Genomic DNA, 26,025 nt, shown 5'->3' with positions numbered 1-26,025 from the left:
TAGCTTTACGCCTGATGCTACGCTATTCACATTGAACGCTATCAACGCAACTGGCTGTCTTTACTGCCGCGCCGATTGTATATCTCAGCAGCTTGCGCGTCTTTTTCCAGCTCGACTTGGCAGCCGATACAGTGCTGGACCCCAGGCACTGCCTCGCGCCGCGCCTTTGGAATCGGCTCGCCGCATTCATCACAAAACTCTCGGCTTTCGCCTTTTGGCATTGACCGTCTGGCACGCTCTAGTGCGTCATTGACGGTGGCATCCATTTGTTCGTGTTCTGCGCCATCGCGCGCCCAACCACCTGCCATAATTATTCCTTATTTTATTCTATTTGGCTAATAATTGCTTTTAGAACAAATAGATGGGGGCAGCTGAGGGCGATTTCAATCAGGCGGTGAGGGTTTAGTCTTTAGGCTGCAAAGCGACCACTTGCCCGCGCGTACCGATACTGGCATCGCTCATGAGGCACACATAACCTGGCATAATCTCTTCAGGCGTTTTTAGGCTCATGGGGTTTTCGCCAGGATAGGCGTGGGCGCGCATATTGGTACGCGTCGCACCTGGGTTGATGCAGTTAAAGCGCAGGTTGGTGGTGTTTTGCGTCTCTTGAGTAAAGATATCGCTCATGCCTTCGACCGCTTGCTTGGATAAGGCATACGCGCCCCAAAATGCGCGCGGGTGCGTGCCGACCGTGCTGCTGGTAAAGACCACCGAGCCGTTTTTTGCGCTTTTTAATAGTGGCAATAGCGCTTGGGTCAGCATAAAGGTGGCATGAAAGTTGACTTTCATCACCTTATCAAAAGTATCGACGTCGTACATCTCAAGCGGCGTAAGCGTGCCCAGAATACCTGCATTGTGCAAAATGCCGTCCAACTGCCCGACTTCTTTATCAATCAAGCGCTCAAGCTGCTGCATTTCTGCATAGCTGGCACCTTCGAGATTCATCGGCAGCATGGCAGGCTGTTTGCCACCCGCGCTTTCAATCTCATCGTATACTGCTTCGAGTTTGCTCATGGTACGCCCAAGCAGCAGCACGGTTGCGCCATAGCGCGCGTAGGTCAGCGCTGCAATGCGTCCGATACCATCGCCCGCACCCGTCACCAAGATGATTTTGCCATCCAGACAGTGGTCACTTGGCACAAATTGACGGATGTCGTCGTGACTGAGCGCACTGGCGGTCGGTTGTGATGCGGTGTTGGGTTGGTCACTCATGAGATTCTCACTACAAATTTTATGAATAATAAAAACGAAAACGAAAGGCGCCCATCAGGACAGACAGGCGCGATGCAGAGGGGGTTATAGGTATTCAAATTGGTTGGATGCCAATAACTTACTCAAGGCTTCAGGCGTCTCCACGATGTGGTCGGCACCCCATTTTTTAAGGCTGCTTTGATCTTCAGGCGGAATGTAGCCGTAAGCTGCCAAAATGGTGGTCATGCCTGCCGCGTTGCCTGCTTCGATATCACGCACGTGGTCGCCTGCGTAAAGCACGCTGGCTGCCGCACCGCGCGGGATGCCCAGTTTTTCGAGCGCCATATACATCGGCTCAGGGTCAGGCTTGCTGCGCGAGACGTCTTCAGGACAAACGAGCACCGCACAGCGGCTATCGAGTTCCATCGCTTCGAGCAGTGCATTGGCAAGGTGGCGCGGCTTATTGGTGACGATGCCCCATGGGATGTTGTTCAGCTCTAAACGCGCAAGCGCTTCATCAAGCGTGGCAAACAACTGGCTGTCCACACAGATGTCTGCGGCATAATCCGCCAAAAACTGCTCGCGGTAGGTCTGTAGCATCTCATCGGTGAGCGCTAGCTGCTGATTGTGCTCCAGCATCAGCTTGACCATCGCAGACGCACCCGCTGAGACTTGCTCACGGATTTGCGCCTCTGGCGGGACTTGCCAACCATTTTGTTGACTCATGGTGTTAATGATGCGTACAAAATCGGCGGCAGTGTCAATCAAAGTGCCATCCAAATCAAACAACACAGCTTTTACAAATTGGCTCATAACAAAGGCTCTTCATATTATTAACGATTAACTATTGGCGCTGAGCGGCTTGTATACCGCGAGCATATAATTGACATCGACATTTTGAGCGAGCCAATAGCGCTTGGTTAGGGGGTTGTAATGCAGGCCGATCAAGTCCTGACGGGCAAAGCCTGCGTCAATACTCATTTTATCAAGCTCGGCTGGGGTAATGAATTTGACATAGTCATGCGTGCCGCGGTCAAGCAAGCGCAGTACGTATTCAGCACCGATAATGGCGAACAGATACGATTTTGGATTGCGGTTGATGGTCGACATCACGCACACGCCGCCTGGCGCGAGCAGCTCGTAGCACGCCTGTACGATGGCGCTTGGGTCAGGCACGTGCTCGAGCATTTCCATACACGTAACGACGTCAAACGCTTCTTTATGCGTCTTCGCCAGCGCTTCAATGGCAATGTGCTGATAGCGCAAGGTGTCGGTCAGCTCGGATTGCTCTGCATGGAGGCTTGCTGCTTTTAGGTTTTCTTCGCCAAGGTCGATGCCAGTGACGTCCGCGCCGCGGCGAGCCATAGATTCTGCCAAGATGCCGCCGCCACAGCCCACATCCAATACGCGTTTGCCCACCAGCCCTTGTGCGGCTGTTTTTTGCTTGTCTGCCGATTGATAGCCGCGTTTGATGTTTTCTTCTATCCAGTTTAGGCGCAGGGGATTGATTTGATGCAAGGTGGCAAATGCCCCTTTATCGTCCCACCATTCACTTGCCAATTTGTTAAATTTATTGACTTCGCTTGGGTCGACGTTGGCAGATGATACGTCATGGGCTTGGCTCATAGAGGGTTCCTTTATTGTCATTATCAGGCGCGTTCACGCGCTTCATGTTAGCACGCGCATAGCCGCTTTGTCGTAAACACATCGTCACCAATTGTGTCTTTATGACACTATGGTGATGCTTGCGCTGTAGTTAGATTTTCTCAATAATGGCTCACAGCATTACAACCGTTCCTTAAGAATCAGGTGTGCGATTGGCATTATTTTACGTTACTATATACAGATTATCATGAACCCTTTATCATTTATGCGTTGTATTTTTATCCGCATATTTATTTCCAAGGAAACCGTATGAAACGTGTCATCGCATTGACCAGCTTGGCGTGTGCTATTGGGCTATCTAGCATGGGTGCACAAGCCGCCGATTATGTTGCAGGAAAAGATTACCGTGTATTAGACAATCCTGAGAATATCAGCGGCGACGCCATTATCGTACGCGAATTTTTCTGGTACGGCTGCCCTCATTGTAACAAGCTCAACCCGCACATGGAAAAATGGGCGAAGACCAAAGACAAAGACGTGGCGTTCTTTAAAACCCCAGCAGCGCTAAACCCTGTTTGGGAAGCCAATGCGCGTGGTTTTTACGCCGCCCAGCTGCTCGGCTATGAAGACAAAACCCATGACAAGCTGTTCGACGCCATCCACAAAGGCAACCAAAAACTGTTTGACCAAAAGTCACTCAGCAAGTGGTATGCATCACAAGGCGTAGACGCTAAGAAATTCAACAGCCTATACAACTCATTTGCTGTCGGCACCAAAATCGGTCGCTCACAAGCAGGCGCGAAACGCTATCAGCTCTCAGGCGTTCCTGCCGTTGTGGTACAAGGCAAATACGTAGTCACTGGTGAAGACGCAAAAGTCGCCAAAGTGGTGGATTATTTGGTCGACAAAGCCCGCGCTGAGAAAAAATAAGCGCGCCACAAACGCAGACGCTTATACACGTAAAAAAGCCAAACATCACGTTTGGCTTTTTTTTGCCTACGGCAAAACCGCGCTCAGGGCGTTATTTGAGCTGTGACAGCAGCGCCACTTCACGAATATAGCTCATCAAATCGGCTTCAGACTCTTGTAGCAGCTCGTCATCTTGCAAGTGCTTGGCGTACTCAATCCACAACAGCAGCTGATACAAGCTGTTGCGCTCTGAGGCTTTGTACTGCTTGGTAAACTGCTTCATGGTGCCTTCGTCATTGATGTTCAGACGCCCATACCAGCTTTCGATTTTGGAAACCTGCTCGCGCGCGAACACGATGTTAAACAAGGCATTGACCAGCGCATGACGGTCTTCTTCACTCATCAGCTTGCCCACGCGCTTGATTTGGCGATTGCGGGCATTGGCACTGGTAAGCTCAGCCAGTGCCATCAGCTCTGCCATGAAATAATCACTGGCGGGGATTTTTTTGAGCTGTTTTTTGGACAGCTCAGCCAGTGGCACGGAAAGCAGCTGCAAGCGCTCGTGGGCTTTTTTGAGCTCGGTACGCGAGACGCGCATGTCGTGTTCTGACCAATCAATCATATCTGTTCTCTGTATTTTGTGGCATTAAACGCAGCACTGGCTTACCAGCGATGCTTTTCACGGTGTTTGGCGGATATCATCATCTCCGCTGGCAGCTTGGTGCTCAGATAGCCTGCTAGCGCTTCGGTGATAAATACCGAGCGGTGCTTGCCACCTGTACAGCCAATAGCGACCGTGACGGTGTGGCGATTGTTCAATAAAAATTCGGGCAACCAGCGCGCTAAAAACACGCCGATGTCATCGCTCATTTCCGCCACTTCAGGATAGTCGGCAAAAAAGGTTGCCACCTCTGCATCCATTCCTGTTGAGCCGCGCAGCTGCGGGTTCCAATGCGGATTGGGCAAGATACGCACGTCAAAGACAAAATCGGCATCGATGGGACTGCCGTATTTAAAGCCAAAGGACAATAGGTTGACGACAATCTTATTGGCGACGCCCAAACGGTCACGCAGGCACTCTTTAAGCTCATGAATATTGAGCTTGCTGGTGTCAATCTTGATGTCAGCGCGGCTGGCGATAGGCTCTAACAGTTCAATCTCTTTTTTAATCGCGCCTGGCAGATTGTACATGGCGTGTTCATTGTCGCCGCTCATGAGTGGGTGCACGCGGCGGGTGGCGTTAAACCGCGCCACCAAGATGCTCTCTTGCGCGGTCACATACACCACGCGCACCGCTTGCTTGCCATGCGTCTGCTCTAGCGTATCACGAATCGCGCCAAACTTGCTCAAATCGGCGCGCGGCGAGCGAATATCCACGCCAAGCGCAATGCGGTGAATGCCGCTGTCGTTAATCAGCTTGGCGGCCACTTCAGGCACCAGTGCCAGCGGCAAGTTATCAATGGTGTAATAGCCAAAGTCTTCTAACGTGTTCAGCGCAGAGGTCTTACCAGAGCCTGAACGCCCCGACACCACCAAGATACTGATGTCCGTATCGCTGTGCATGTCGCTATCGTTGTCGCTTGGCATAGCATGCTGCGGGTTGACCTTATCCATGACCTGTCCTTGTGCGTGTTTGTCACAGTCATCAACAATCGCTGATGACCAAAGGCGTGCGTGATGTACGGTCAGTGCAGTGTGACCACGATATTGTCCAACAAACGAGCACGACCAAGCCACGCCGCAGCCAAAATTACCAAGACTTTGGGGTCAGTGTCGCTGTCTGACTCAGAACGCTCTTCGGCAAATACAGGCTGCAAGGCTTGGGTACGCACTTCTAAATAATCAATCTCAAACCCTGCTTCATTCAAGCGCTCGGCGGCTTGCGTGATGGCGGATACCAAGTTGTCCTTGGTGAGTGGCGCATTATTTTGCAGCTCGGTGGCAAGCTGCTGCAATGTGGCGTGCAGTTTGGGCGCGCGCGTACGCTCATCGGTGTTTAGATATTGATTGCGCGAGGACAATGCCAAACCATCGGGCGCACGAATGATGGGCGCGGAGATGATATGCACAGGATAACTCAAATCAATGACCAACTGCTTGATAATCGCCAGCTGCTGATAGTCCTTTTGTCCAAAAACCGCGACATCAGGCTGTACGATGTTAAACAGCTTGGACACCACAATGCCCACCCCATCAAAATGCGTGGGGCGTGAGCGTCCGCACAGCTCAGCGGTGATGTCACCTGCGCGCACTGAGGTTGCCAGCGGCAATATCGGGTACATCTCCGCCACCTCTGGGGCGAACACAAAATCTGCCCCCGCTTGCGCAAGTTTTTCGACATCGGCGTCTAGCGTGCGCGGGTAGCTGTCAAAATCCTCACCGACCCCAAACTGTGTGGGATTAACAAAAATACTGACCACCACAATATCGGCATATTGCTTGGCAATATTGACCAGCTCTATATGTCCTTCGTGTAGGTTGCCCATCGTTGGTACAAGGGCGATACGCTGATGCGAGCGCATGGGGTGTAGGGCAGCTCGCAGCGCTGAGATGGTAGAAAACGTCGTTGGCATTATAAGGCTCATTAAACAGATTCATCACAAGGCATGACACGCACGCCCACACTATGTCTCTAAGGGTTAATCAAACTGGTGCTCAGCGCGCGGAAACTCGCCAGCGCGCACCTGCTCTTGATACAGACGAAACGCGCCTTCGATGCTGCGCTCGCGGTTGTTGTCATCGGTCAAAAAGTCATGGACAAAACGCGGCACGCGCCCATGACGCAGCCCGAGCATATCGTGCATTACCAACACCTGCCCATCTGTGTCCGCGCCTGCACCGATACCAATAACGGGAATCGCTACCGCCTCGGTGACGGCTTTGGCAAGTGCTGCTGGCACGCATTCGAGTACCAAAAGCGCCGCGCCTGCTTCAGCAACTGCTTTGGCATCTTGAAGTAGCAGCGCAGCGGCGTCTTCAGCGCGTCCTTGGACTTTATAACCGCCAAAGACATTGACCGACTGCGGCGTTAAGCCAAGATGTACGCAGCTTGGCGTGCCTGCTTTGGCAAGGGTGCTGACGATATTGCACAGCGCTGCGCCACCTTCTAATTTGACCACATGCGCGCCTGCTTGCATCAAAGTGCGGCTGTTGTTGATGGCGTCCTCAAGTGTGCTGTAACTCATAAACGGCAGGTCAGCAATAATCAGCGCGTGCTGATTGCTGCGTGCCACATTGGCGGTGTGGTACGCCATATCGGCTACCGTCACAGGAACGGTTGAGCTGTGCCCCTGCACCACCATACCAAGGCTGTCACCAATCAAAATGCTGTCAATCTCGGCATTGTCCATCATGCGCGCAAACATGGCGTCATAACAGGTCAAGCACGTAAATTTGGTGCCGTTTTTTTTAAAATTATTGAGGGTCGATAGTGTCGTCATAATCTACTCAGTATCGTGCGTTGTGTCACCGCTTGTGCTCTTTGGCGCAAGCGCTCATGCTAAGAAGCGCTATACCTCTGTGGCTAAGCGTTTGATGCCTTGCCAATCATTGGCAAGCGGATGATCGGCAAGTGGCTTGCCATCAATCAGCGCCTGCGCGCCAAGCTCAGTTAAAGGCAGCAGCACAAAATTACGCTCATGCAAACCGCAGTGCGGCACAGTCAAACGCGGCTCGTCAATCTGCTGCTCAGCATACAGCAAGATGTCCACATCCAAACTGCGCTCGCCCCAACGGCGCTCACGCACACGCGCGGCTTGCTGCTCGAGCAGCTGACAGTAATCAAGCAGTGTCAGCGGAGACAAGGTGGTCTCAAGGCGCAGCGCAGCATTGATAAAATCAGGCTGGTCTTGTGGCCCCATCGGTACAGATTGGTACAGCGACGAGGCGACCACCGCACGAATATGCGGATGCGCGGCAAACGCCACCACCGCCCGCTGAATGTGCTCGGTCGGTGTGCCAAGCGCATTGCTTAAGTTGCTGCCAAGTCCGATATAAGCCGTTACCCACGGCGCTTCTGCTACTGGGGTCGTGGTGTGCGTCATACGCGTGTCCTCAGTTTAACCTTGCTCAGTACTCGTTGCTGCACGGCGGCGACGCTTGGCAGGGATAGGCCCTTTGTCTTGGGCACTACTGTGCTCAGCGCTCACGACAGCTTTTTTGCGGGTCTTTTTGGTAGCGGGTGCATCGCTACTGCCGTTACTGTTGCTGGTATCGCTGTTTTTTGCTTGACGGCTTGGCTTGTTTGGCGCTTGGTCAGAGGGCTTATTGGCCGTGGTCGCGCTTTGCGTGCTGCCTTGTGCATCATGCTGCGTATCCGCGTTACCTGCGTTTGGCGTATTGTCTTTACGACTGCTGCGCTTACGGCGGGTTTTTGGCACGTCAATATCTGCGGCATGCATGGCAGGCGCATCAGGTGTGGTCGGCGTATTTGCTGGCGCGTCTTCTGCTGCCTGCTTGGGCGCTTCGTCTTGTGTCTTAGGCGCAGGCGCTTGTGTTAGCGACAAGGCACGGCGGCGACGCTTGGCAGGGATAGGCGTTTGGCTATTGCCCGCCTCTTTTGGCGTCTGTGCCACTACTGGCGGCAGCGTATCGGGCGCAGGTTTTGGCGCTTTTGCAACGACTTTGGGCGCAGCTTTTGTAGAGTCCGCTTTTTTAGGCGCTACTTTTTTATCAGCAAATGCTTCTTTGTCTTTGACAGGTGGCGCTACGCGTGCGCTCGTTTGCCGCTGCAATTTTGGCACGACAGGGGTTTTATTGGCCACGAACAAAGGCTGCGGGCGATTGCTCGCGTCTTGAGCGCTGTCATGATTGGCAAGTGACAGCTGCTGGAGCTGTTGTAGCTCGTGCGTGTCTTGCTTGTTTTGCTGCGAGCGCGCACGTTTTGAGCCACGTGTCGCGTTGCCGCGCTTTTGCGGCGTCTCTACGCTGACCGACTGTACTGGTGACGGTATGGCGTCTTTTTGGCGCTTGCGATTGCGGCTGCGCTTATGCGAACCACGGCGAATGCTGTCATCAAAGTTGGCAATCGCTGCTTGCTGCTCGTCTTCTGAGAGCGTTTGGTAATGCTGCCACCATGCGCCCATGCCATTGGTCGATTCTGCCAACGGGTGGCTGTCGCCGCACTCTTCACGCAAGAGTAAAAAGTCAAAACCAGCGCGAAAACGTGGGTGCTCGGCAAGCTGGACAATCTGCTTGCTGCGCGGCGCGGAGAGCTTAGGCTGTAGCAGCCAAATGTCGCGGATAAACTGCTCAGCGAATTTTGGAATGGCGGTTTTGATACGCTGACGGTCAATGACTTTGCTCGCCGCTTGCATTTGTGCATCGGCAAAAGGCATGTTGCGCTTTTTAAATTTGTCTAACTGATACAGGTAGTTGTCCCACAAAAGCGCGGCATAAAAAAAGGCAGGGTTAATGCTTTTGCCTGCACCAATGCGCTTGTCGGTATTGACCGCCACTTGCTGCACCAGTGCGGTTGGCTCGCTTGGCGGATAGATAATCAAATGCTCAATCGCGCCTGACTCAAAAAGCAGCGGCAATAGCGGTACCAAGTAGCCGCCTGTGAACATTTTTTGCGATTCATCATACAAGCGATGCGGCGATATTTGGTCAAGCAGCGCCCAGTTGTCATCATGAAACTGCGCGGCAAGCGCGTCATCAAAGTCAAAACCCAGCTTGGCCTTAAAGCGCAGTGCGCGCAGTAGACGCACAGGGTCTTCTTCGATACGCACAGGGGCATCACCCAGCAAGCGCAAGGTTTTGCTGTTGATGTCATCGACCGCACCACAAAAATCATGCACGATGCCTTTTAATGGCTGGTAATACAGCGCATTAATGGAAAAGTCGCGACGGGCAAAGTCTTGCTTAATATCGCCCCAGACATTGTCACGTATCAGCATTCCCTCTTGGGTGGTGTGCGCGTCATTGGTTGGCGGCGCACGAAACGTCGCCACTTCAATCAAGTCACGTCCTGAATACACATGCGCCAGTTGAAAGCGGCGACCGATGACGCGGCAGCGCTTGCCAAACACGTCTTTGACTTCGTGTGGTTTGGCGTCGGTAACGGCATCAAAATCTTTGGGGCGCAGACCCAATAAGGTATCACGGACACCACCGCCGACGATATAAGCGTCAAAACCTGCGCGAGACAGGGTAGCGATAACTTCAATGATAGAATTGGGTAATTCAGATTTGTTCAGTTCTAACTGCTTGGCGGCACGCTCGGCCATGCACATACTCCTTGCCGGTACTCTTGACATCCCTCACAAACACGGTATTCATGAAGCAAATGTACCTGCTAGTTTAACAAATTTTGCAGGCGCTTGGGGTGTTATGACGCGATGTTCGTGGCTATTTTGTCAGCGGAGGGTCAAACGGCGTACAAATGCCCTCAAGCGGCCAATGCTGGGCGCTACCTTATGCGCCATCGGGCTAATCGGTAACGCGTATGCGTGCGCGGTTTTTGGTAAAAGTGGCATCGCCAATGCCTTTGACTTTGGTGATGTCCTCAGGCTTAGCAAAACCGCCAAACATCTCACGGTATAAGATGATGGCGCGCGCTTTACTGCTGCCAATGCCTTGCAAGGTGGTCAGCTCCGCTTCGCTTGCGCGGTTGATGTTGATAGGCTGGCTCTCTAGGCTTATTGCTTGCTTTTGCGCTTGCGTGGTCATGGCTTTATAGGCGCTTTTTGCATCGGCGTAGCACAGCGGCGGCGTTCGCGCGTTTGCCGCACTGCTTATGCCAAACAGCACCAGTAGCCATACCCACCATACAGATGTGCTATTCATGGCGTTTGGCGTCTTGCCACAAGGCTTCCATCTCCGCCAAGTTGCTCGCTGCAACTGAGCTGCCTTTGGCCGTAAGCTGGGTTTCAATATGAGAAAAGCGCGATTTGAACTTATGCACGCAGGTCAGCGCGGCGGCTTCGGCATCAAAGTCGAGCTTGCGCGCTACATTGACGAGGGCAAAAAAGCAGTCGCCCAGTTCTTTTTCGAGCGCGCGGCGGGTGTCTGCGCTTAAGGTGTCTGTCTTATCATCAGCAGGTATCAGCGCTTTTAGCTCATCGATTTCTTCATCCAATTTTTCTACTGCGCCTGCCACACCGTCCCAATCAAAGCCCAGCTTGGACGCTTGTTTTTGCATGTCTTGCGCTTGCATTAAGGCGCTGCCTGCTTTGGTCGCATCCAGCGTGCGTCTTGGTTTGCCGCGTTTGGCGCGCGCCGCCTGCTCCATGGCTTTGATTTCATCCCAGCGCGCTTTGACTGCGTCTTTGTCAGGCAAGTTTTCGGCATCAAAGACGTGCGGATGACGGCGTATCAGCTTTTCTTGCAAGGTTTGTACGACGTCCTTAAAATCAAAACGTCCCTGCTCGGCGTACAGCTGACAATGAAACACCACTTGCAATAAAACATCGCCCAGCTCACCTGCGATGTCTTCATCATCGTTGTCTTGGATGGCATCAACCAGCTCGTAGACTTCCTCTAATGCATAAGGAATCAGGCTGTGATTGTCTTGTTTTTTGTCCCACGGACAATCAATGCGCAGACGCGCCATCAGCGCAATCAGGTCAGACATTTGACCACTGGCAGGCGGTGTACCAACCGCAGGCGCTGGCGCGTGAGCAGTTTTAAAATAAGGGGTAACAGCAGAATTTGACATGAATATATCCTAGCATCGGTGACGGCATCACGGCGGACAGACCGTAACGCAAATAGAATAAAGATAGTGTATCATCGAATGCAGAGGGACGGGGGTCTCTTGCCTTTTGCGTCAAGCGCGCAATCACGATGCGTCTTTTATTTATCGATTCTTTGGAGTTTTGTTTGTATGTCTGATTCTTCTGTTGTCCCCGCCCCGCGTGACCCCAGTGATTTTTCACCCATCACCATAAGCTGTTTCAAAGCGTACGATGTGCGCGGTGAGCTAGGCGTTACTTTAGATGCTGATATTGCCTATCGTATCGGGCGCGCCTTTGCCCAGATTCTGCGTGCGCGGTTTTTGGACCATCAAAACAATGATGATGCTCAAGGTGACGCGTCAGTATGGCAGAGCCTACAGCCTATTGTAGTGGTCGGTTACGACATTCGGGAGTCAAGCAGCGAGCTTGCCGCAGCGACAATGGCAGGCATCATGGATGCAGGTATGGACGTGCTTGATATTGGTATGACGGGCACTGAAGAGGTATATTTTGCCACCAGTCATATGCAGGCACTTGGCGGGATTGAAGTGACTGCCAGTCATAACCCGATCAATTATAATGGGCTAAAACTGGTACGCGAGCAGTCCAAGCCATTGAGCAGCGATGAAGGACTTGCTGAGATTCAAGCCTTGGCGGAATCAGGCGAATTCACCGCCAGCGCACGCGGACAAAAACGTACCAATACCGACAAAAGCGCCTACATCCAAAAGCTCATGAGCTTTATCGATACTAAAAAAATGCGTCCGCTAAAACTGGTCATCAATTCAGGCAACGGCAGCGCAGCTCCTGTGGTGGATAAGCTTATTGAGGCGTTGCAAGCGGCAGGTGCGCCACTTGAGATTATCACCATGCATCACACGCCCGATGGCAGCTTCCCAAACGGCATCCCCAATCCGATGATTATTGCCAACCGTGTCGCCACCCAAGAGGCGGTACTCGCGCACGATGCTGATATGGGCATTGCCTTTGATGGCGATTTTGACCGCTGTTTTTTCTTTGATGAAAACGCACGCTTTATCGATGGCAGCTACGTGGTGGGTATGCTCGCGCAAGCGTTTTTAAACAAATACCCAAGCGAAACCATCGTCTACGACCCACGGGTGCTGTATAACACCGAAGCGGTCATTAAAGCGCATGCTGGGCAAGCCGCGATGAGCAAATCGGGGCATTCTTTTATTAAACAAGTGATGCGTGAGTCAAAAGCCGTCTATGGTGGCGAGATGTCGGCGCACCATTATTTCCGTGATTTTTGCTATTGCGACAGCGGCATGATTCCGTGGTTATTGACCGCCGAGCTGCTCTCCACCACACAAAAACCCCTGTCAGAATTGGTTGATGATTACATCAGCGCTTACCCCAGCTCAGGCGAGTTGAATTTTCGCTTGACCCACACCGATGCACCCGCGCTTATTGACAATATCGCGGCACATTTTGCCGAGCAGTCGCCAGAGGTCAACACCTTAGATGGGCTGAGCATGGATTTTGGCGCGTGGCGCTTTAACTTACGCGCATCAAACACCGAGCCTTTGGTACGTCTTAACATTGAAACCCGTGGCGACCAAAGCTTGTTGGCTGAAAAAATCACCCATTTACAAGACTGGCTTACCAGCCAAGGCGCGCACGCGGCATAAATGCATCACAAGGCGTAACGGACAGCAGTTAGTGCGAGGTGCTGTCCTTGCGTCGTCCGATGCCAACATAGTCACCCGTCAGCTGGGCAATCTGCGCAGGGGTAAACAGATTCTGCGCATCAAAAATCGGCATGGCATAGTGGTTTAAGCGAGCAATGTCCACCTGCTCAGTCAGTGCATTAACGATAAAGACTGCCTGCACATCGAGCGTGTCATAGGGACTGTCAATCAAGGTTAGTAACGGCTGATGCGCGTATGTCTGCCACAGCGCGCCACGCGCTTTATCAGCATATACCAAGGTGGTGATGTTGTATGACCAAAGCAGATGCAGCAGCGGATGAATGGCCGAACCTGCGGTACGTCCTGAGCCTGATTTATAACTGCCGCCCCAAATCAGCACGGTTTTATTTTCAATAAAACCATCAAAATATTGCCAAAACTTGCGAAATATCAGCTCTTTTTGGTCAGTATTGATATGGTCGGTCGCGCACAACAACGGCGTGTCAATGCCGTGATGCGTGGCAAATTGTTGCATGGTACGCAGCTCGGTCGGTAGCGTATGTCCACCAAAGCCCCAACCCGCCTGCAAGTAGCTGCTACCAACCCGCGTATCTAGCCCCATAATACGTCCGACATTGTCAATATCAACGCCAAGTCCATCAGCGAGACGCGACATCTCATTCATAAAGCTCACGCGAGTGGCGAGCATGGTCATGATACTGCTACGCGCAAACTCAATCGTAGCAATATCCGCCGTATGGCACGCGCGCGCATGCTGCATTAAGGGCAATAATGGCGTCAAATGGTGACGGCTGTCAGCGGTCTTTTCACCCAGCAGCCAAAGCTTAGGTGCCAACATTGAGCCAAAAGCCTCGCCATCTTGTAAAAATACAAACGGCACATAGTACACCCACGCGCGCTGCAACGCATCCGCATGCCGAGCCACACTGCCAATCGGTTGAATACCGCTCAATACCACAGGGCATTGCGCTTGATTGCTGCGATTGAACGCGGCAATCCATGCCGCATCCGACCAAACGCTCGCGATATTGTCCAAAAACAACCAGTACAAACTTACTGTCATGGTCGGTATGCTGCGATTGCTGGCGGTTACCTCATAAGCCTGTAGTACCTGCTCAGGTGCTACAGGCAGCGGCTTACAGACAATCAGTGCTTGCCCATAATACATTTGCCATAGGGCTTGTAAATGGTGTTCAAACGCATACTGCTGTAGCTGACTCTCAAGCTGCTTGCTGTCGGCATACAAATGCACGCGATGGCCAAGACTTGCCAGCACCACAGCGCTGGTGATGGCTTCGATACCATGCCCAATCAGTACGCATGCCGCACTTGGCAGTACCATCTCCTCAGTCATGTCGTTACTCCTCGCTGTATCTTTCTGCTGTAGGCATCGTTTGTGCTTGATACTGCTGAATGTGCTGTAACAGCGCATTGGTTGAGGCATCAAAGTCGGCAGGCGCACGCTCAGCCAGTACCCCATATACTGAGGTGGCGACCGCTTTGCCCATCTCCACGCCCCATTGGTCAAAAGGGTTCACATCCCAAATGCTCGCCATCACATAGACCTTGTGCTCATACAGTGCAATTAAGGCGCCTAGACTATAGGGGGTGAGTGCATCCAGCAGTAGCGTGGTCGACGGCTGATTGCCGCGATAGTGTTTGTGACGGTCTGCGTCACTGTCTTTGTCTTCGCTGGCATTGCCAAAAGCCAAAACGCGGCTTTGTGCCAAGCAGTTGGCAAGCGCCAGTTGATGCTGCTGCTGTAGGCTGCGACTGGCTGCGGTACTGCAGTAATGCGCGACGCACGCAATAAAGTCGCACGATACCTGCTGAGTGCCCTGATGCAGCAGCTGATAAAAGGCGTGCTGCGCGTTTGAGCCAATCTCGCCCCACAATATTGGGCACGTATTGTGGTCGATGGTCTGACCTTGGTGCGTCACAGACTTACCATTACTCTCCATCTCAAGCTGCGTCAGATAGCTTGGCAGCGCATGCAAGCGCCCATCATAAGGCAATACGGTATGTGCATGAATGTCTAAAAAGCTGCTGTTCCATACCGCAAGCAGACCAAGCAGTACAGGTAAGTTATTGGCAAAAGGTGTCGTGGCAAAATGCGTATCCATACTGTGCGCACCCGCCAGCAGCTCACGAAAATTGTCCATACCGATACGGATCGCTACCGTCAGCCCAATGGCCGACCACAGTGAAAAGCGTCCACCAACCCACTCCCAAAACTTCAACTGATTTTCAGGATGAATGCCCCATGCGCTCATACGTGCAGCATGGGTAGAGATACCAATAAAATGCCGCCGTAGCACACTGTCATCACTGCCAAGTCGCGTTTTTGCAGCAGCAAACAGCCATGTACGCGCCGTTTGGGCATTGGATAAGGTATCTACAGTAGAAAACGATTTGGACGAGATAATGAATACGGTGGTCTCAGGATTGAGTCGCTTTAATACATTGTCCAGCTGACTGCCATCCATATTGGACACAAAATGTACCGCAATATCCGTATCTGCCCAGTCTTCTAGCGCTGAGGTCACCATCAAGGGTCCCAAATCCGAGCCGCCCACACCGATATTGACCACATCGGTAATGGCCTTACCCGAAAAACCACGCCACGTGCCTTCGCGGATACGTGTTGCTAAGTGCTCGACTTGCGCAAGGCTCTCTTGTACATCCTGTACCACATCTGTATCTGCTATCGTGAGGTTGGCAGTTTTAGGCAGACGCAAGGCGGTGTGCAAGGCAGGACGTTGCTCACTAGTATTGACCTTCTCACCGCTCAGCAGGGCATCGATACGTGCTTGCAAATCGCAGCTGTCCGCCAAATCAAGCAGCGCCTGCAACACCTCATCATTGATACACTGCTTGCTATAGTCCATATACAATGACGGCGCCTTGGCACAAAAACGCTCAGCCCGCATCGTGTCTGTGGCGAACAGCGCCTCAAGCGGCCATGGGCGTTTGGCCAAGTCTTGTAGGGTTTGCCACGCGGCTGAAGCACGCGCTTGTCGGTAAGGGTGCGTACTCTGTGCCATATCAGTCTGCATCACCCAGTTGCTGTTTGGCAAAATAGATAAATGCCTGCATATATGAATGCATGTCACCTGCGTCATAGCTTGCGCCTCGCATGGTGGTCACCTGCACGCCTTGAGTGGCAATCAGCGCATCAATAGCATCGGTTAGCTGAATCTCACCGCCAACCGAGGCTGTTGTGTTTGCCAAATAATCAAAAATCTGCTGGTCAAACACATAGCGCCCCACCACGGCCAAGCGCGATGGCGCGTCCGCAAGCGCGGGCTTTTCCACAAAGCCTGCCACGTTAAACGACTGGTTGCCTACCTCTTTTTCTGTTTTTAACACCTTGCTGTCTTCGCTTAAGCGTGCGATACCGTATTTGTGCACCTCACTGTCCGCAACCTTGTCCACCAAAATCTGTGACTGCCCATCCTTAGCAAACTGCCCAAGCATATAAGCCAAATTGTCGGTCTGCATATCGGTGGTGAATGGATCAAGCACCACATCAGGCAGTAGCACAGCAAAGTTATGGGTGCCCACAATCGGACGCGCAGCCAATACCGCGTGTCCCAGTCCCAGCGGTTTGCCTTGACGAATCACTGAGATGCTCACATCTTCAGGCAGCCAATTTAAGCTGTCGGCAAGATCGTCTTTGCCTTTTTGCCGCAGCTGGGTGTCTAGTTCGGCATTAATATCAAAGTAGTTTTCAATCGCGCTTTTTTGCGCATGACCGACGAGCACAATATGCTTAATCCCTGCGGCAATCGCCTCTTCTACCACATAGTGAATGGCAGGACGATTACCCAGTGGCAACAGCTCTTTGGGCACCGATTTGGATAGCGGCAGCATCCGCGTGCCAAAGCCTGCCACAGGAATCACTGCGTGCGTTACCGTCGTCATATCTACCTCATTATTATTCGTTGAATAGTGTGTTGTTTGCGGTTCTAAAAATCACAAAGTCCTCAGTATAGCAGCAAAAAAAAAGACACTTCATAACAGAAGTGTCTTTTGTGTAGCACAAGTGCAGCGCACTTATCTACGCTACAGTCTAGAAACTGCCAGAGATTACCAACCGGTAACTTCTTTTAGTTTTTCGCCGATTTTTGATGGGTCGCGGGTGTACGCGATGCCCGCATCTTCAAAGGCTTTAAACTTGTCTTCAGCAGTACCTTGACCACCAGAGATGATCGCACCAGCGTGACCCATACGCTTACCAGCAGGTGCAGTCACACCAGCGATGTAGCCAACAACAGGCTTGGTAACGTTTTCTTTGATGTAGGCTGCTGCTTCTTCTTCAGCCGTACCACCGATTTCACCGATTAGGATGATGGCTTCGGTTTGTGGGTCTTCTTGGAACAGTTTTAGTGCGTCGATTTGGTTCATGCCTGGGATTGGGTCACCACCGATACCGATACAGGTTGACTGACCAAAGCCTAGCTTGGTGGTCTGAGCAACCGCTTCATACGTTAGGGTACCAGAGCGAGAGATAACGCCCACTTTACCTGGCAAGTGGATGTGACCTGGCATGATGCCGATTTTGCACTGACCTGGGGTGATAACGCCTGGGCAGTTTGGACCGACCATACGCACGTCGCCCGCTTCTTCGATGTAGCGCTTGGCTTTTAGCATATCGATGGTTGGTACACCTTCGGTGATAACCACGATCAGCTTCACGCCTGCGTCAACCGCTTCGATGATTGAGTCAAGAACGAAAGGTGCTGGTACGTAGATTACAGAAGCATCAGCTTGTGTCGCTTCCATGGCTTCGCTCATGGTGTTAAATACTGGCAAGCCTAGGTGCGTCTGACCGCCTTTACCTGGGGTAACACCGCCAACCACTTTGGTGCCGTATTCGATGGCTTGCTCAGAGTGGAACGTACCGTTTTTACCAGTAAAACCTTGTACCAATACTTTGGTATCTTTATCAATTAATACACTCATTATGTTTTCCTTGTATTCGGTTGTCTTGTGATGGCTGTACCAATAAAGGGCACATCGCCATCACATCGGGGCAATTACGCTTGTACAGCGTCGACAATTTTTTGAGCAGCGTCAGACAGACCTTGTGCTGAGATCAGTTTTAGACCTGATTCTTCTAGGATCTGTGCGCCTTTTTCAGCGTTGTTACCTTCTAGGCGAACAACCACAGGCACTTGCACGTCAACTTCTTTAACCGCTGCAATGATGGCTTCTGCAATCATGTCACAACGTACGATACCACCGAAGATGTTAATCAAAACGCCTTCAACGCTGCTGTCTTCAAGAATGATTTTGAAGGCTTCAACAACGCGATCTTTAGTCGCCCCGCCGCCTACGTCTAGGAAGTTGGCTGGCTTGCCGCCGTACAGTTTGATGATGTCCATGGTCGCCATAGCAAGACCTGCACCGTTAACCATACAGCCGATGTTGCCTTCTAGCGCAACATAGTTGAGGTCAAATTCAGACGCTTTTAGCTCACGATCGTTTTCTTGTGACTTGTCGCGTAGCGCCGCTACTTTTGGCAAGCGGTATAGGGCGTTTGAGTCGATGCCGATTTTGCCGTCAACACAAACGATTTCGCCGTTTTCACGTACTGCTAGTGGGTTGATTTCAAACAGCGCAAAGTCATTTTCAACGAATGCTTGATACGCGCCAGTCATAATTTTTACAAACTGGTTGATTTGCTTGCCTTCAAGACCCAGTTTGAACGCCACTTCGCGCGCTTGGTATGGCTGTAAGCCAACCAATGGATCAACGATGACTTTGAAGATTTTTTCTGGGGTTTCTTCAGCAACTTTTTCAATCTCAACGCCGCCTTCGGTTGACGCCATGAACGTCACACGACGTGAAGAACGGTCAACAACGGCGCCAAGGTACAATTCAGTTTGTACTGGGTACATGTCTTCTGCAACCAATACGAAGTTTACAGGCTGACCTTCTGCGTCTGTTTGGTAAGTCACAAGGTTGGTGCCGATAAGTTCTTCAGCCACTTGCTTGGCTTCTTCACGAGTTTTAACCAGCTTTACGCCACCCGCTTTACCACGACCACCAGCATGCACCTGTGCTTTGATAACAGCGATGTCGGTTGGGGTTTTGTCAAATGCTTCTGCAGCTTCTTCGCCATTGTGGGCAATGATGCCTTCTTGAATTGGCAGACCATAGCTTTTTAGTAGCTCTTTGGCTTGATACTCATGTAAATTCATTGATTGTATCCTTTGTTATTTACCATTAAGAAAAGTGGAACGATGCGCCCAACACAGGGACGCGCACAACATAGCGATGATGCCCGTGCTTTAAATACCAGCCTGACATCACCGCCCGTTATGGATAATACCTTATTTGCGTTTTTTGCGCTGAATCGCGTGAATCGCACGACCATCTGCTGACAATGCCGCTTCGTGTACCGCTTCAGATACGGTTGGATGCGCGAATGTCATGAGCTGCAAGTCTTCGATGCTTGAGACAAATTCCATCGCAATCATGCCTTGGTGCACGATGTCGCCTGCGCCAACAGATACGGCATGCATGCCTAGTAGACGATCGGTTTTTGCATCGGCAACGACTTTGATAGAGCCTTGTGCTTCGCTTTGCGCAAGCGCACGACCGTTAGCAGCTAGGTTAAATGAGCCTGTTTTGACTTCATAACCCGCTTCCGCCGCTTCTTGCTCTGTCATACCTACCCATGCAATCTCAGGGTGGGTATAGATGACATTGATGATGGTGTCATAGTTGACTTGTGCTTTTTCGCCATGAATGCGCTCAACCGCCATCATGCCTTCTTCCATCGCTTTGTGCGCAAGCATTGGACCACGTACCAAGTCACCAATCGCGTAGACGCCGTCTAGGTTGGTTTTGCATTGGTCATCAACATCAACCAAGCCGCGCTCAGTCAATTGTAGACCACTGTTTTCGCCAAGTAGTTTTTCTGAGTAAGCACGGCGACCGACACAAACGATCAGCTTGTCAAAACGGGTTTCTACTGAATCACCTTTGTATTCGCTGGTCACAACCACTTCGTCGCCTTGCACTTCAGCGTTGGTTACTTTGGTGTCAACACGGATGTCTAGACCTTGTTTTTTCAGCAGTTTGCTTGCTTCTTTGGCAACGTCTTTGTCTGCCGCCGCAAGGAAGGTTGGTAGTGCTTCATAGACCACCACTTCTGCGCCCAGACGACGCCATACTGAACCAAGCTCAAGACCGATAACGCCTGCACCGATGATGCCAAGACGCTTAGGTACTTCAGTGAAGTCTAGCGCGCCTGTTGAATCAACGATACGCTCGCCGTCCGTCTTCGCTACTGGAATCTCGATAGGCACTGAGCCTGCCGCTAGGATGACGTTTTTGGCAGTGATGGTGGTTTCACTCTCATCACTTAGGGCGGTGAATTTGATTTGCTTGTCCGCGCCTTTACCGTCAACGAGGGTACCCCAGCCTTGTAGCCAGTCTACGCCGTTGCCTTTTAGTAGCGCGGCAACACCGCCAGTCAATTGCTTAACGATGCCTTCTTTACGCGCAATCATTTGCTCGATGTCGATGGCCACATCGCCTGTGCTGATGCCGTGCTCGCCAAGCTCGTGCTTGGTGGCTTCATAACGGTGTGAGCTGTCAAGCAACGCTTTTGATGGGATACAGCCGACGTTCAAACAAGTACCGCCAAGTGCTGGCTCGCCTTTGTATAGACGCTTTTCGATACACGCCACGCTCATGCCCAGCTGTGCACCACGGATAGCCGCTTCATAACCACCAGGACCGCCGCCGATGACGACCAAATCATAATTTTCTTTCATAATACGTATCCATTTTTTGTCTGTTGTGTATGAGAGCGCTGGTTTTTAACAGTGACCAATGCGGTCTATTTAAAGTGTAAAAACGCAGCAGCTTGTTGGCAGCAGCTGGTAAAAAACACAGATGCCGCCTAAGCTAAAAAGCTTGTATCAGTCACGACCGATACAAGCTTATCCCCTTATAGGTCAAGCAGCAACATGGCTGGGTCTTCGACCAACTCTTTGATGGTGACAAGGAACTGTACTGCTTCTTTGCCATCAATCATACGGTGGTCATAAGACAATGCCAAGTACATCATTGGCAAGATTTCAACTTTACCATCGACTGCCATTGGGCGATCGTTGATAGCGTGCATGCCCAAGATAGCGGTTTGTGGTGGGTTTAGGATGGGCGTTGACATGAGTGAACCAAATACGCCACCGTTTGAGATGGTGAACGTGCCGCCAGTCATGTCTTCTAGACCAAGCTTACCTTCTTGTGCTTTTTTACCGAACTGACGGATGGTGCCTTCAACATCAGCCATGCTCATGCGATCGGTGTCACGAAGTACAGGAACAACCAAGCCGCGGTCTGACGATACGGCAACGCCGATGTCGTAGAAGCCGTGGTATACGATGTCGTCACCGTCTAGTGACGCGTTCACTGCTGGGAAGCGTTTTAGCGCTTCTGTCGCCGCTTTTACGAACAATGACATAAAGCCTAGACGTACGCCATGACGCTTTTCAAACTTGTCTTTGTATTTGGCGCGCATGTCCATCAAAGGCTTCATGTTGACTTCGTTAAACGTGGTCAACATCGCAGTTTCTTGAGTCGCTGACAATAGACGCTCAGCAACACGCTTACGCAAGCGGGTCATTGGTACGCGTTTTTCGCTACGCTCGCCCACAGCTTCTGCAACAGGACGACCACTGTCAGTTGTGATGCTGCTGTCAGATTTTAGCGTTGGGTTTGCCATGTCAGACTTGGTCACACGACCGCCGCGGCCGCTGCCTTCGACATTCTTTGGATCAACGCCACTTTCTTTGGCCGCTTTTCTGACCGCTGGGCTTTGATCTTTATGATCGTCTTCATTGCCAACTGGGGCTTGCTCAGGCTCGCCACCGTCAGCCGCTTGTTTTGGCTGTACTGGGGCTGCTGGCTGGTCAGTATCAACGGCAGGCGCTGCGCTTTCACCAGCGGTTGCACCCGCTTCAAATTCAGCAATCAGCTCGTCTGACTCAACGGTGTCATCGACTTGCTTTACGATTTTGGTGACAACGCCATTGTCTGGGGCAACCACTTCTAATACCACTTTATCCGTTTCGATTTCAGCTAATAGCTCGTCACGGCTAACTTGTTGACCTTCAGTTACGTGCCACTCAACGATGGTGCCATCGGCAACTGACTCTGGAAAAACGGGGGCTTTAATCTCAGCCATCGATATACTCCTTGGATTTGGATACCGCTATTTATTATAAGTTGTGATAGACGGTTGATAACAGCTAAAGGGCATAACAATACAAATACCCTTTAGCGCAGTCATTATCGGCAAACCATCATCACCTGAATAAGTGAATGTTATTGTGCAAGTTGACTGACTTCAATACCAAGACCACCAGCAATCAATGCTTGCTGCTGTTGGACGTGCAGTTTTGCTGAGCCTGTCGCAGGTGCAGCACTGGCTGGACGTGCAACAGGTTTTAGCAATTTGGCAGCAGTGGCGTGATCGCTTACCAGACGATACATCTCAGGAGCGAGGTAGTACCAAGCGCCTTGGTTGAGCGGCTCTTCTTGCGTCCAAACGATTTCTTCAAGATTGCTGTATTTTGCAATCTCAGCGTTTAGGCGCGCTTCTGGTAGTGGGTATAGCTGCTCAACACGTACAATCGCCACGTGATCAAGGCCCAATGCACGGCGCTGCTCTAGTAGGTCATAGTATACCTTACCGCCACAGACCACCAGACGCGTGATAGCGTCAGCATTGTGCGTATCGATCTCAGGCAATACGGTTTCAAACTTACCATTCGCCAGCTCATCAAGCGTTGAGGTTGCCAGTTTGTGACGTAGCAAGCTCTTTGGTGACATCACAATCAATGGCTTACGGATTGGACGTACTGCCTGACGACGCAAGGCATGGAAAATCTGCGCAGGCGTGGTTGGGGTGATGACTTGCATGTTGTCTTCAGCACACAGCTGTAAGAAACGCTCAAGACGCGCTGATGAGTGCTCAGGGCCTTGACCTTCAAAGCCGTGTGGCAAGAGCATGGTCAGACCACAAACGCGCTGCCACTTGGTCTCGCCACTTGAGATAAACTGATCGATGACGACCTGTGCGCCGTTGACGAAGTCACCAAACTGCGCTTCCCAAACGACCAATGCGTTTGGCACGGTGGTCGCGTAGCCATATTCAAACGCGAGAACCGCTTCTTCTGACAACAATGAGTTGTAAGTAGCAAAGCGCGCTTGGGTGTCGCTTAGGTGCGCAAGCGGTACGTACATGCTGCCATCGGCTGTGTTATACAGCTCTGTATGGCGATGCGAGAAAGTACCACGACCCACGTCTTCACCCGTGATGCGCACAAGCGTGTCATCGTTATCCACCAATGAGGCATAGGCTAGCGTTTCTGCCGCGCCCCAGTTGAGCGGCTCTTCGCCTGTTTGCATGGCAAGGCGCTGCTCGACGACTTTTTGTACCTGACGCTGCAATTTGTAGCCTTCAGGAACTTCTGCCATACGGCGGCCGTATGCTTTTAGCTTTTCGATATCAACGCCTGTATCCCAGTCATCGACAAGGTCGTGACCCAGATAAGGCTTCCAATTGACATATAGGTTGCTGTTTGGCTCAAGGACGAGCGAGTTGACCACATACTCACCGCGGTCAAGTGACTCACGATAGTTGTCTTCGTATTCGGTTTCGACTTCTTTAGTCAGCACACCTTCAGCAATCAGCTTTTGCGCGTATAGTGCGCGTGTGGTTGGCAGCTTTTTGATGACCGCATACATCAGCGGCTGGGTTGCTGATGGCTCATCGGCTTCGTTGTGACCATTACGGCGGTAGCAGAACAAGTCGATGACGATGTCTTTGCCAAACTCGTGACGATAATCAAGCGCAAGCTGTGAGGCAAAGACCACCGCTTCTGGGTTGTCGCCGTTCACGTGCAAAATAGGCGCGTGCACCATTTTTGCCACATCAGTACAGTATTCTGTAGAGCGCGCGTCTTCTTGGCGACTGGTGGTAAAGCCCACTTGGTTGTTAATAACGATGTGTACAGTACCGCCTGTGGTGTACGCGCGGGTCTGTGACATCTGGAAAGTTTCTTGTACCACGCCTTGACCTGCGAATGCTGCATCACCATGCACCACGATTGGCAATACCATATTGCCTGTGGTGTCATTGCGGCGAACTTGGCGCGCGCGGACTGAGCCTTCGAGTACAGGAGAGACAATCTCAAGATGCGATGGGTTAAATGCCAAGGCCAAATGCGCTTCACCACCTGGGGTCATCACGTTTGATGAGTAGCCGTTGTGGTATTTTACATCGCCTGAACCTTTTTCTGGCTGTACTTTGCCATCGAACTCATCGAACAGGTCGGCTGGGTTTTTACCCAAAATGTTTACCAATAGGTTTAGGCGACCACGGTGCGCCATACCGATAACCATCTCTTTGGTGCCATAGCCACCCGCACGCTGAATGATTTCATTCACCGCAGGGATAAAGCTCTCGCCACCTTCTAGACCAAAACGTTTTACCCCTGTGTACTTACGTGCAAGGTACTTCTCTAGACCTTCAGCGGCAGTTAAGCGCTCAAGGATAGACAGACGTTTTTCTTGATCGAATTTGATATGACCGTGATTGGTCTCAAGATAGCGCTCCATCCAGCGTTTTTCTTCACTGGTATTGACATGCATGTACTCAACACCGATGTTGCCGCAGTATACGCGCTCTAAGATTTCGATAATCTCGCGCAAGCTGGCTTCTGATTTGCCAATGTTCAAATCACTGGTTGGGAATACGGTATCAAGATCGCTCTCTGACAGACCGTGAAAAGCCAAGGTCAAGTCTTCGATATCAGCGCGAGGGGTCAACTGGAGGGGATCAAGCTGTGCGCGGCGATGACCACGGCGACGGTACGCCGAGATGAGCTTTTGCACGCCCATTTGTTTTGGGTCAACGCAGTGGCCGTTGTTATTGCCTTCGACCACGATGGTGCCTTTGTTTGCCGTTTGATTGCGGGCAAGCAACAAAAACTGATCTTTAATGGCGTTGTGCTTGGCATCATTGGCAGATTGATACTGCTCAAAATACTGCTGCCATGTGGCATCGACGCTGTTTGGGTCGGTTAAAAATTGTTCGTAAAGGGATTCAATATAGAGGGCATTGTCAGCTGCAAGTTCAGTATGAGCTGAATCTTTAGGTTTACTATTCATAATAATCGTCTATTTGATAGATAAATGAATGGAATCAAGCTTGTCGTTGTGTAATCCATCGTATGTCAGGCATGCATACCAATCAACGTATAACCTTGAATACGAGTTTCTAAAAATACCAATGATACTAATCGTAACATCGTGCTTAGTAATACCAAACCATCGAGTGCTGACCAGCACAGTATATGGCTATTGGCCGCTGTTGGTTCACCCACCTTTATCCATATCAATCATGCTAAAGGCTTTATATGACCACTTAACGACCAAAACGTCTATACCGACCTCTCATAAGATTGACGCAAATCTGCCCCAATCACAGCGATGGTACTCATCGATTAATCGACAAACGCTGTTGTCTGTACCGAACATACACTGCTATCAATTATAACATGTATATGAGTGCTAATACAGTTTGTTTATCCAATAATGGGTATTTAACCAGCCAATCTTTATATAGGGTACTTGCTTGATAGTGACGGGCGTTTAGACCCGTTTCACCCCGCGCTGCACCTTGTATGACAGACGGCTTTATGATGGCTTAAAACAGCTGCCATCATAGCATTTTTGTATTTTCGGTTTTACACCCTGTTTGCCCGTTCAATGTTGCTAATTCTTATCAGAAGCGCGTTTATATACAAAAAAATCGGGCATTGCTTGAGCGCGAATCGATGCCTATTGTGCGCCTATTGGCCGCTATGTACAAGGGCGACACCCGTCAATAATGGCGACTATAAAGCCATTATCTTAGCCTTTAATGTCCATCATGCGGGTGTTGA

General features: G+C 51.2%; 22 protein-coding genes. 2 read left to right on the top strand and 20 right to left on the bottom strand.

All coding sequences use genetic code 11. The features are described from left to right. Window positions 1-41: 41 nt before the first annotated feature. The 4 genes from JMW05_RS06995 to ubiG all read right to left on the bottom strand — a co-directional run bounded on the left by JMW05_RS06995 (window position 42) and on the right by ubiG (window position 2,817). Window positions 42-308 (bottom strand): DksA/TraR family C4-type zinc finger protein, encoded by a 267-nt coding sequence (locus JMW05_RS06995; protein WP_201504605.1) that lies wholly within the window; start codon window positions 306-308, stop codon window positions 42-44. Between the two features lie 94 nt (window positions 309-402). Beyond that, complete coding sequence (locus JMW05_RS06990) at window positions 403-1,212, bottom strand: YciK family oxidoreductase (RefSeq protein ID WP_201504604.1); 810 nt, start codon at window positions 1,210-1,212, stop codon at window positions 403-405. An 84-nt stretch (window positions 1,213-1,296) separates the two neighbouring features. Further along, a complete protein-coding gene (locus JMW05_RS06985; RefSeq protein WP_201504603.1) occupies window positions 1,297-2,004 on the bottom strand; it encodes an HAD family hydrolase in 708 nt (235 codons plus the stop codon). Window positions 2,005-2,031: 27 nt separating this feature from the next. After that, window positions 2,032-2,817, bottom strand: coding sequence for a bifunctional 2-polyprenyl-6-hydroxyphenol methylase/3-demethylubiquinol 3-O-methyltransferase UbiG (ubiG, locus tag JMW05_RS06980; protein WP_201504602.1), 786 nt, complete (start codon window positions 2,815-2,817; stop codon window positions 2,032-2,034). Between the two features lie 288 nt (window positions 2,818-3,105). Here ubiG and JMW05_RS06975 point away from each other — a divergent pair, with 288 nt between their 5' ends. Then, entirely contained in the window at window positions 3,106-3,726 is a 621-nt protein-coding gene (locus JMW05_RS06975) for a thiol:disulfide interchange protein DsbA/DsbL (RefSeq protein WP_201504601.1), read from the top strand. Window positions 3,727-3,817: 91 nt separating this feature from the next. Here JMW05_RS06975 and yjgA read toward each other — a convergent pair whose 3' ends face one another. From yjgA to mazG, 8 genes are all read right to left on the bottom strand, one after another. After that, window positions 3,818-4,327 (bottom strand): ribosome biogenesis factor YjgA, encoded by a 510-nt coding sequence (gene yjgA, locus JMW05_RS06970; protein ID WP_201504600.1) that lies wholly within the window; start codon window positions 4,325-4,327, stop codon window positions 3,818-3,820. 41 nt (window positions 4,328-4,368) lie between these two features. Beyond that, on the bottom strand, window positions 4,369-5,268 hold the full coding sequence (rapZ, locus tag JMW05_RS06965; protein ID WP_201505561.1) for an RNase adapter RapZ: 900 nt from the start codon (window positions 5,266-5,268) through the stop codon (window positions 4,369-4,371). Window positions 5,269-5,390: 122 nt separating this feature from the next. Next, window positions 5,391-6,278 (bottom strand): pantoate--beta-alanine ligase, encoded by an 888-nt coding sequence (gene panC / locus JMW05_RS06960; protein ID WP_201504599.1) that lies wholly within the window; start codon window positions 6,276-6,278, stop codon window positions 5,391-5,393. A gap of 66 nt (window positions 6,279-6,344) precedes the next feature. Further along, window positions 6,345-7,145 carry a 3-methyl-2-oxobutanoate hydroxymethyltransferase gene (gene panB / locus JMW05_RS06955; protein ID WP_201504598.1) on the bottom strand — a complete coding sequence of 267 codons (801 nt, stop codon included), beginning with the start codon at window positions 7,143-7,145 and terminating at the stop codon, window positions 6,345-6,347. A gap of 69 nt (window positions 7,146-7,214) precedes the next feature. Next, on the bottom strand, window positions 7,215-7,748 hold the full coding sequence (gene folK, locus JMW05_RS06950; protein WP_201504597.1) for a 2-amino-4-hydroxy-6-hydroxymethyldihydropteridine diphosphokinase: 534 nt from the start codon (window positions 7,746-7,748) through the stop codon (window positions 7,215-7,217). A gap of 15 nt (window positions 7,749-7,763) precedes the next feature. Then, complete coding sequence (gene pcnB, locus JMW05_RS06945; RefSeq protein WP_201504596.1) at window positions 7,764-9,932, bottom strand: polynucleotide adenylyltransferase PcnB; 2,169 nt, start codon at window positions 9,930-9,932, stop codon at window positions 7,764-7,766. 202 nt (window positions 9,933-10,134) lie between these two features. Next, window positions 10,135-10,491 (bottom strand): ComEA family DNA-binding protein, encoded by a 357-nt coding sequence (locus JMW05_RS06940; protein ID WP_201504595.1) that lies wholly within the window; start codon window positions 10,489-10,491, stop codon window positions 10,135-10,137. Beyond that, window positions 10,484-11,278 (bottom strand): nucleoside triphosphate pyrophosphohydrolase, encoded by a 795-nt coding sequence (gene mazG, locus JMW05_RS06935; protein WP_265090609.1) that lies wholly within the window; start codon window positions 11,276-11,278, stop codon window positions 10,484-10,486. Before mazG ends, JMW05_RS06940 begins: the two co-directional genes overlap by 8 nt. Window positions 11,279-11,530: 252 nt before the next feature. On the opposite strand from mazG, the gene JMW05_RS06930 reads away from it, so the two are divergent. After that, window positions 11,531-13,033, top strand: a complete 1,503-nt coding sequence (locus JMW05_RS06930; RefSeq protein WP_201504593.1) for a phosphohexomutase domain-containing protein — start codon at window positions 11,531-11,533, stop codon at window positions 13,031-13,033. 28 nt (window positions 13,034-13,061) lie between these two features. Here the strand turns inward: JMW05_RS06930 and JMW05_RS06925 are convergent, their stop codons facing one another. The 8 genes from JMW05_RS06925 to JMW05_RS06890 form a co-directional block, all read right to left on the bottom strand. Next, the gene (locus JMW05_RS06925) at window positions 13,062-14,408 is read right to left on the bottom strand and encodes a UDP-glucose/GDP-mannose dehydrogenase family protein (protein ID WP_227691470.1); all 1,347 of its coding nucleotides are present in this window, start codon (window positions 14,406-14,408) and stop codon (window positions 13,062-13,064) included. A 4-nt stretch (window positions 14,409-14,412) separates the two neighbouring features. Then, entirely contained in the window at window positions 14,413-16,098 is a 1,686-nt protein-coding gene (pgi, locus tag JMW05_RS06920; protein ID WP_201504591.1) for a glucose-6-phosphate isomerase, read from the bottom strand. A gap of 1 nt (window position 16,099) precedes the next feature. After that, window positions 16,100-16,978, bottom strand: coding sequence for a UTP--glucose-1-phosphate uridylyltransferase (locus JMW05_RS06915; RefSeq protein ID WP_201504590.1), 879 nt, complete (start codon window positions 16,976-16,978; stop codon window positions 16,100-16,102). Between the two features lie 165 nt (window positions 16,979-17,143). Beyond that, window positions 17,144-18,019, bottom strand: a complete 876-nt coding sequence (gene sucD, locus JMW05_RS06910; protein ID WP_199508661.1) for a succinate--CoA ligase subunit alpha — start codon at window positions 18,017-18,019, stop codon at window positions 17,144-17,146. Window positions 18,020-18,093: 74 nt separating this feature from the next. Then, on the bottom strand, window positions 18,094-19,260 hold the full coding sequence (sucC, locus tag JMW05_RS06905; protein ID WP_201504589.1) for an ADP-forming succinate--CoA ligase subunit beta: 1,167 nt from the start codon (window positions 19,258-19,260) through the stop codon (window positions 18,094-18,096). A 132-nt stretch (window positions 19,261-19,392) separates the two neighbouring features. After that, entirely contained in the window at window positions 19,393-20,844 is a 1,452-nt protein-coding gene (gene lpdA, locus JMW05_RS06900) for a dihydrolipoyl dehydrogenase (protein ID WP_201504588.1), read from the bottom strand. Between the two features lie 176 nt (window positions 20,845-21,020). Further along, entirely contained in the window at window positions 21,021-22,259 is a 1,239-nt protein-coding gene (gene odhB / locus JMW05_RS06895; protein WP_201504587.1) for a 2-oxoglutarate dehydrogenase complex dihydrolipoyllysine-residue succinyltransferase, read from the bottom strand. A 140-nt stretch (window positions 22,260-22,399) separates the two neighbouring features. Continuing rightward, window positions 22,400-25,249, bottom strand: coding sequence for a 2-oxoglutarate dehydrogenase E1 component (locus JMW05_RS06890; protein WP_201504586.1), 2,850 nt, complete (start codon window positions 25,247-25,249; stop codon window positions 22,400-22,402). Window positions 25,250-26,025 lie beyond the last annotated feature (776 nt).

It is taken from the genome of Psychrobacter aestuarii, from assembly GCF_904846035.1.
Classification (GTDB): Bacteria; Pseudomonadota; Gammaproteobacteria; order Pseudomonadales; family Moraxellaceae; genus Psychrobacter; species Psychrobacter aestuarii.
This window is presented reverse-complemented; position numbering and strand designations above follow the sequence as displayed.

Coding starts and splice junctions, on each gene's coding strand:
- JMW05_RS06995 (WP_201504605.1), bottom strand. CDS start 308: ATGGCAGGTGGTTGGGCGCGCGATGGCGCAGAACACGAACAAATGGAT.
- JMW05_RS06990 (WP_201504604.1), bottom strand. CDS start 1,212: ATGAGTGACCAACCCAACACCGCATCACAACCGACCGCCAGTGCGCTC.
- JMW05_RS06985 (WP_201504603.1), bottom strand. CDS start 2,004: ATGAGCCAATTTGTAAAAGCTGTGTTGTTTGATTTGGATGGCACTTTG.
- ubiG (WP_201504602.1), bottom strand. CDS start 2,817: ATGAGCCAAGCCCATGACGTATCATCTGCCAACGTCGACCCAAGCGAA.
- JMW05_RS06975 (WP_201504601.1), top strand. CDS start 3,106: ATGAAACGTGTCATCGCATTGACCAGCTTGGCGTGTGCTATTGGGCTA.
- yjgA (WP_201504600.1), bottom strand. CDS start 4,327: ATGATTGATTGGTCAGAACACGACATGCGCGTCTCGCGTACCGAGCTC.
- rapZ (WP_201505561.1), bottom strand. CDS start 5,268: ATGCACAGCGATACGGACATCAGTATCTTGGTGGTGTCGGGGCGTTCA.
- panC (WP_201504599.1), bottom strand. CDS start 6,278: ATGCCAACGACGTTTTCTACCATCTCAGCGCTGCGAGCTGCCCTACAC.
- panB (WP_201504598.1), bottom strand. CDS start 7,145: ATGACGACACTATCGACCCTCAATAATTTTAAAAAAAACGGCACCAAA.
- folK (WP_201504597.1), bottom strand. CDS start 7,748: ATGACGCACACCACGACCCCAGTAGCAGAAGCGCCGTGGGTAACGGCT.
- pcnB (WP_201504596.1), bottom strand. CDS start 9,932: ATGGCCGAGCGTGCCGCCAAGCAGTTAGAACTGAACAAATCTGAATTA.
- JMW05_RS06940 (WP_201504595.1), bottom strand. CDS start 10,491: ATGAATAGCACATCTGTATGGTGGGTATGGCTACTGGTGCTGTTTGGC.
- mazG (WP_265090609.1), bottom strand. CDS start 11,278: ATGTCTGACCTGATTGCGCTGATGGCGCGTCTGCGCATTGATTGTCCG.
- JMW05_RS06930 (WP_201504593.1), top strand. CDS start 11,531: ATGTCTGATTCTTCTGTTGTCCCCGCCCCGCGTGACCCCAGTGATTTT.
- JMW05_RS06925 (WP_227691470.1), bottom strand. CDS start 14,408: ATGACTGAGGAGATGGTACTGCCAAGTGCGGCATGCGTACTGATTGGG.
- pgi (WP_201504591.1), bottom strand. CDS start 16,098: ATGGCACAGAGTACGCACCCTTACCGACAAGCGCGTGCTTCAGCCGCG.
- JMW05_RS06915 (WP_201504590.1), bottom strand. CDS start 16,978: ATGACGACGGTAACGCACGCAGTGATTCCTGTGGCAGGCTTTGGCACG.
- sucD (WP_199508661.1), bottom strand. CDS start 18,019: ATGAGTGTATTAATTGATAAAGATACCAAAGTATTGGTACAAGGTTTT.
- sucC (WP_201504589.1), bottom strand. CDS start 19,260: ATGAATTTACATGAGTATCAAGCCAAAGAGCTACTAAAAAGCTATGGT.
- lpdA (WP_201504588.1), bottom strand. CDS start 20,844: ATGAAAGAAAATTATGATTTGGTCGTCATCGGCGGCGGTCCTGGTGGT.
- odhB (WP_201504587.1), bottom strand. CDS start 22,259: ATGGCTGAGATTAAAGCCCCCGTTTTTCCAGAGTCAGTTGCCGATGGC.
- JMW05_RS06890 (WP_201504586.1), bottom strand. CDS start 25,249: ATGAATAGTAAACCTAAAGATTCAGCTCATACTGAACTTGCAGCTGAC.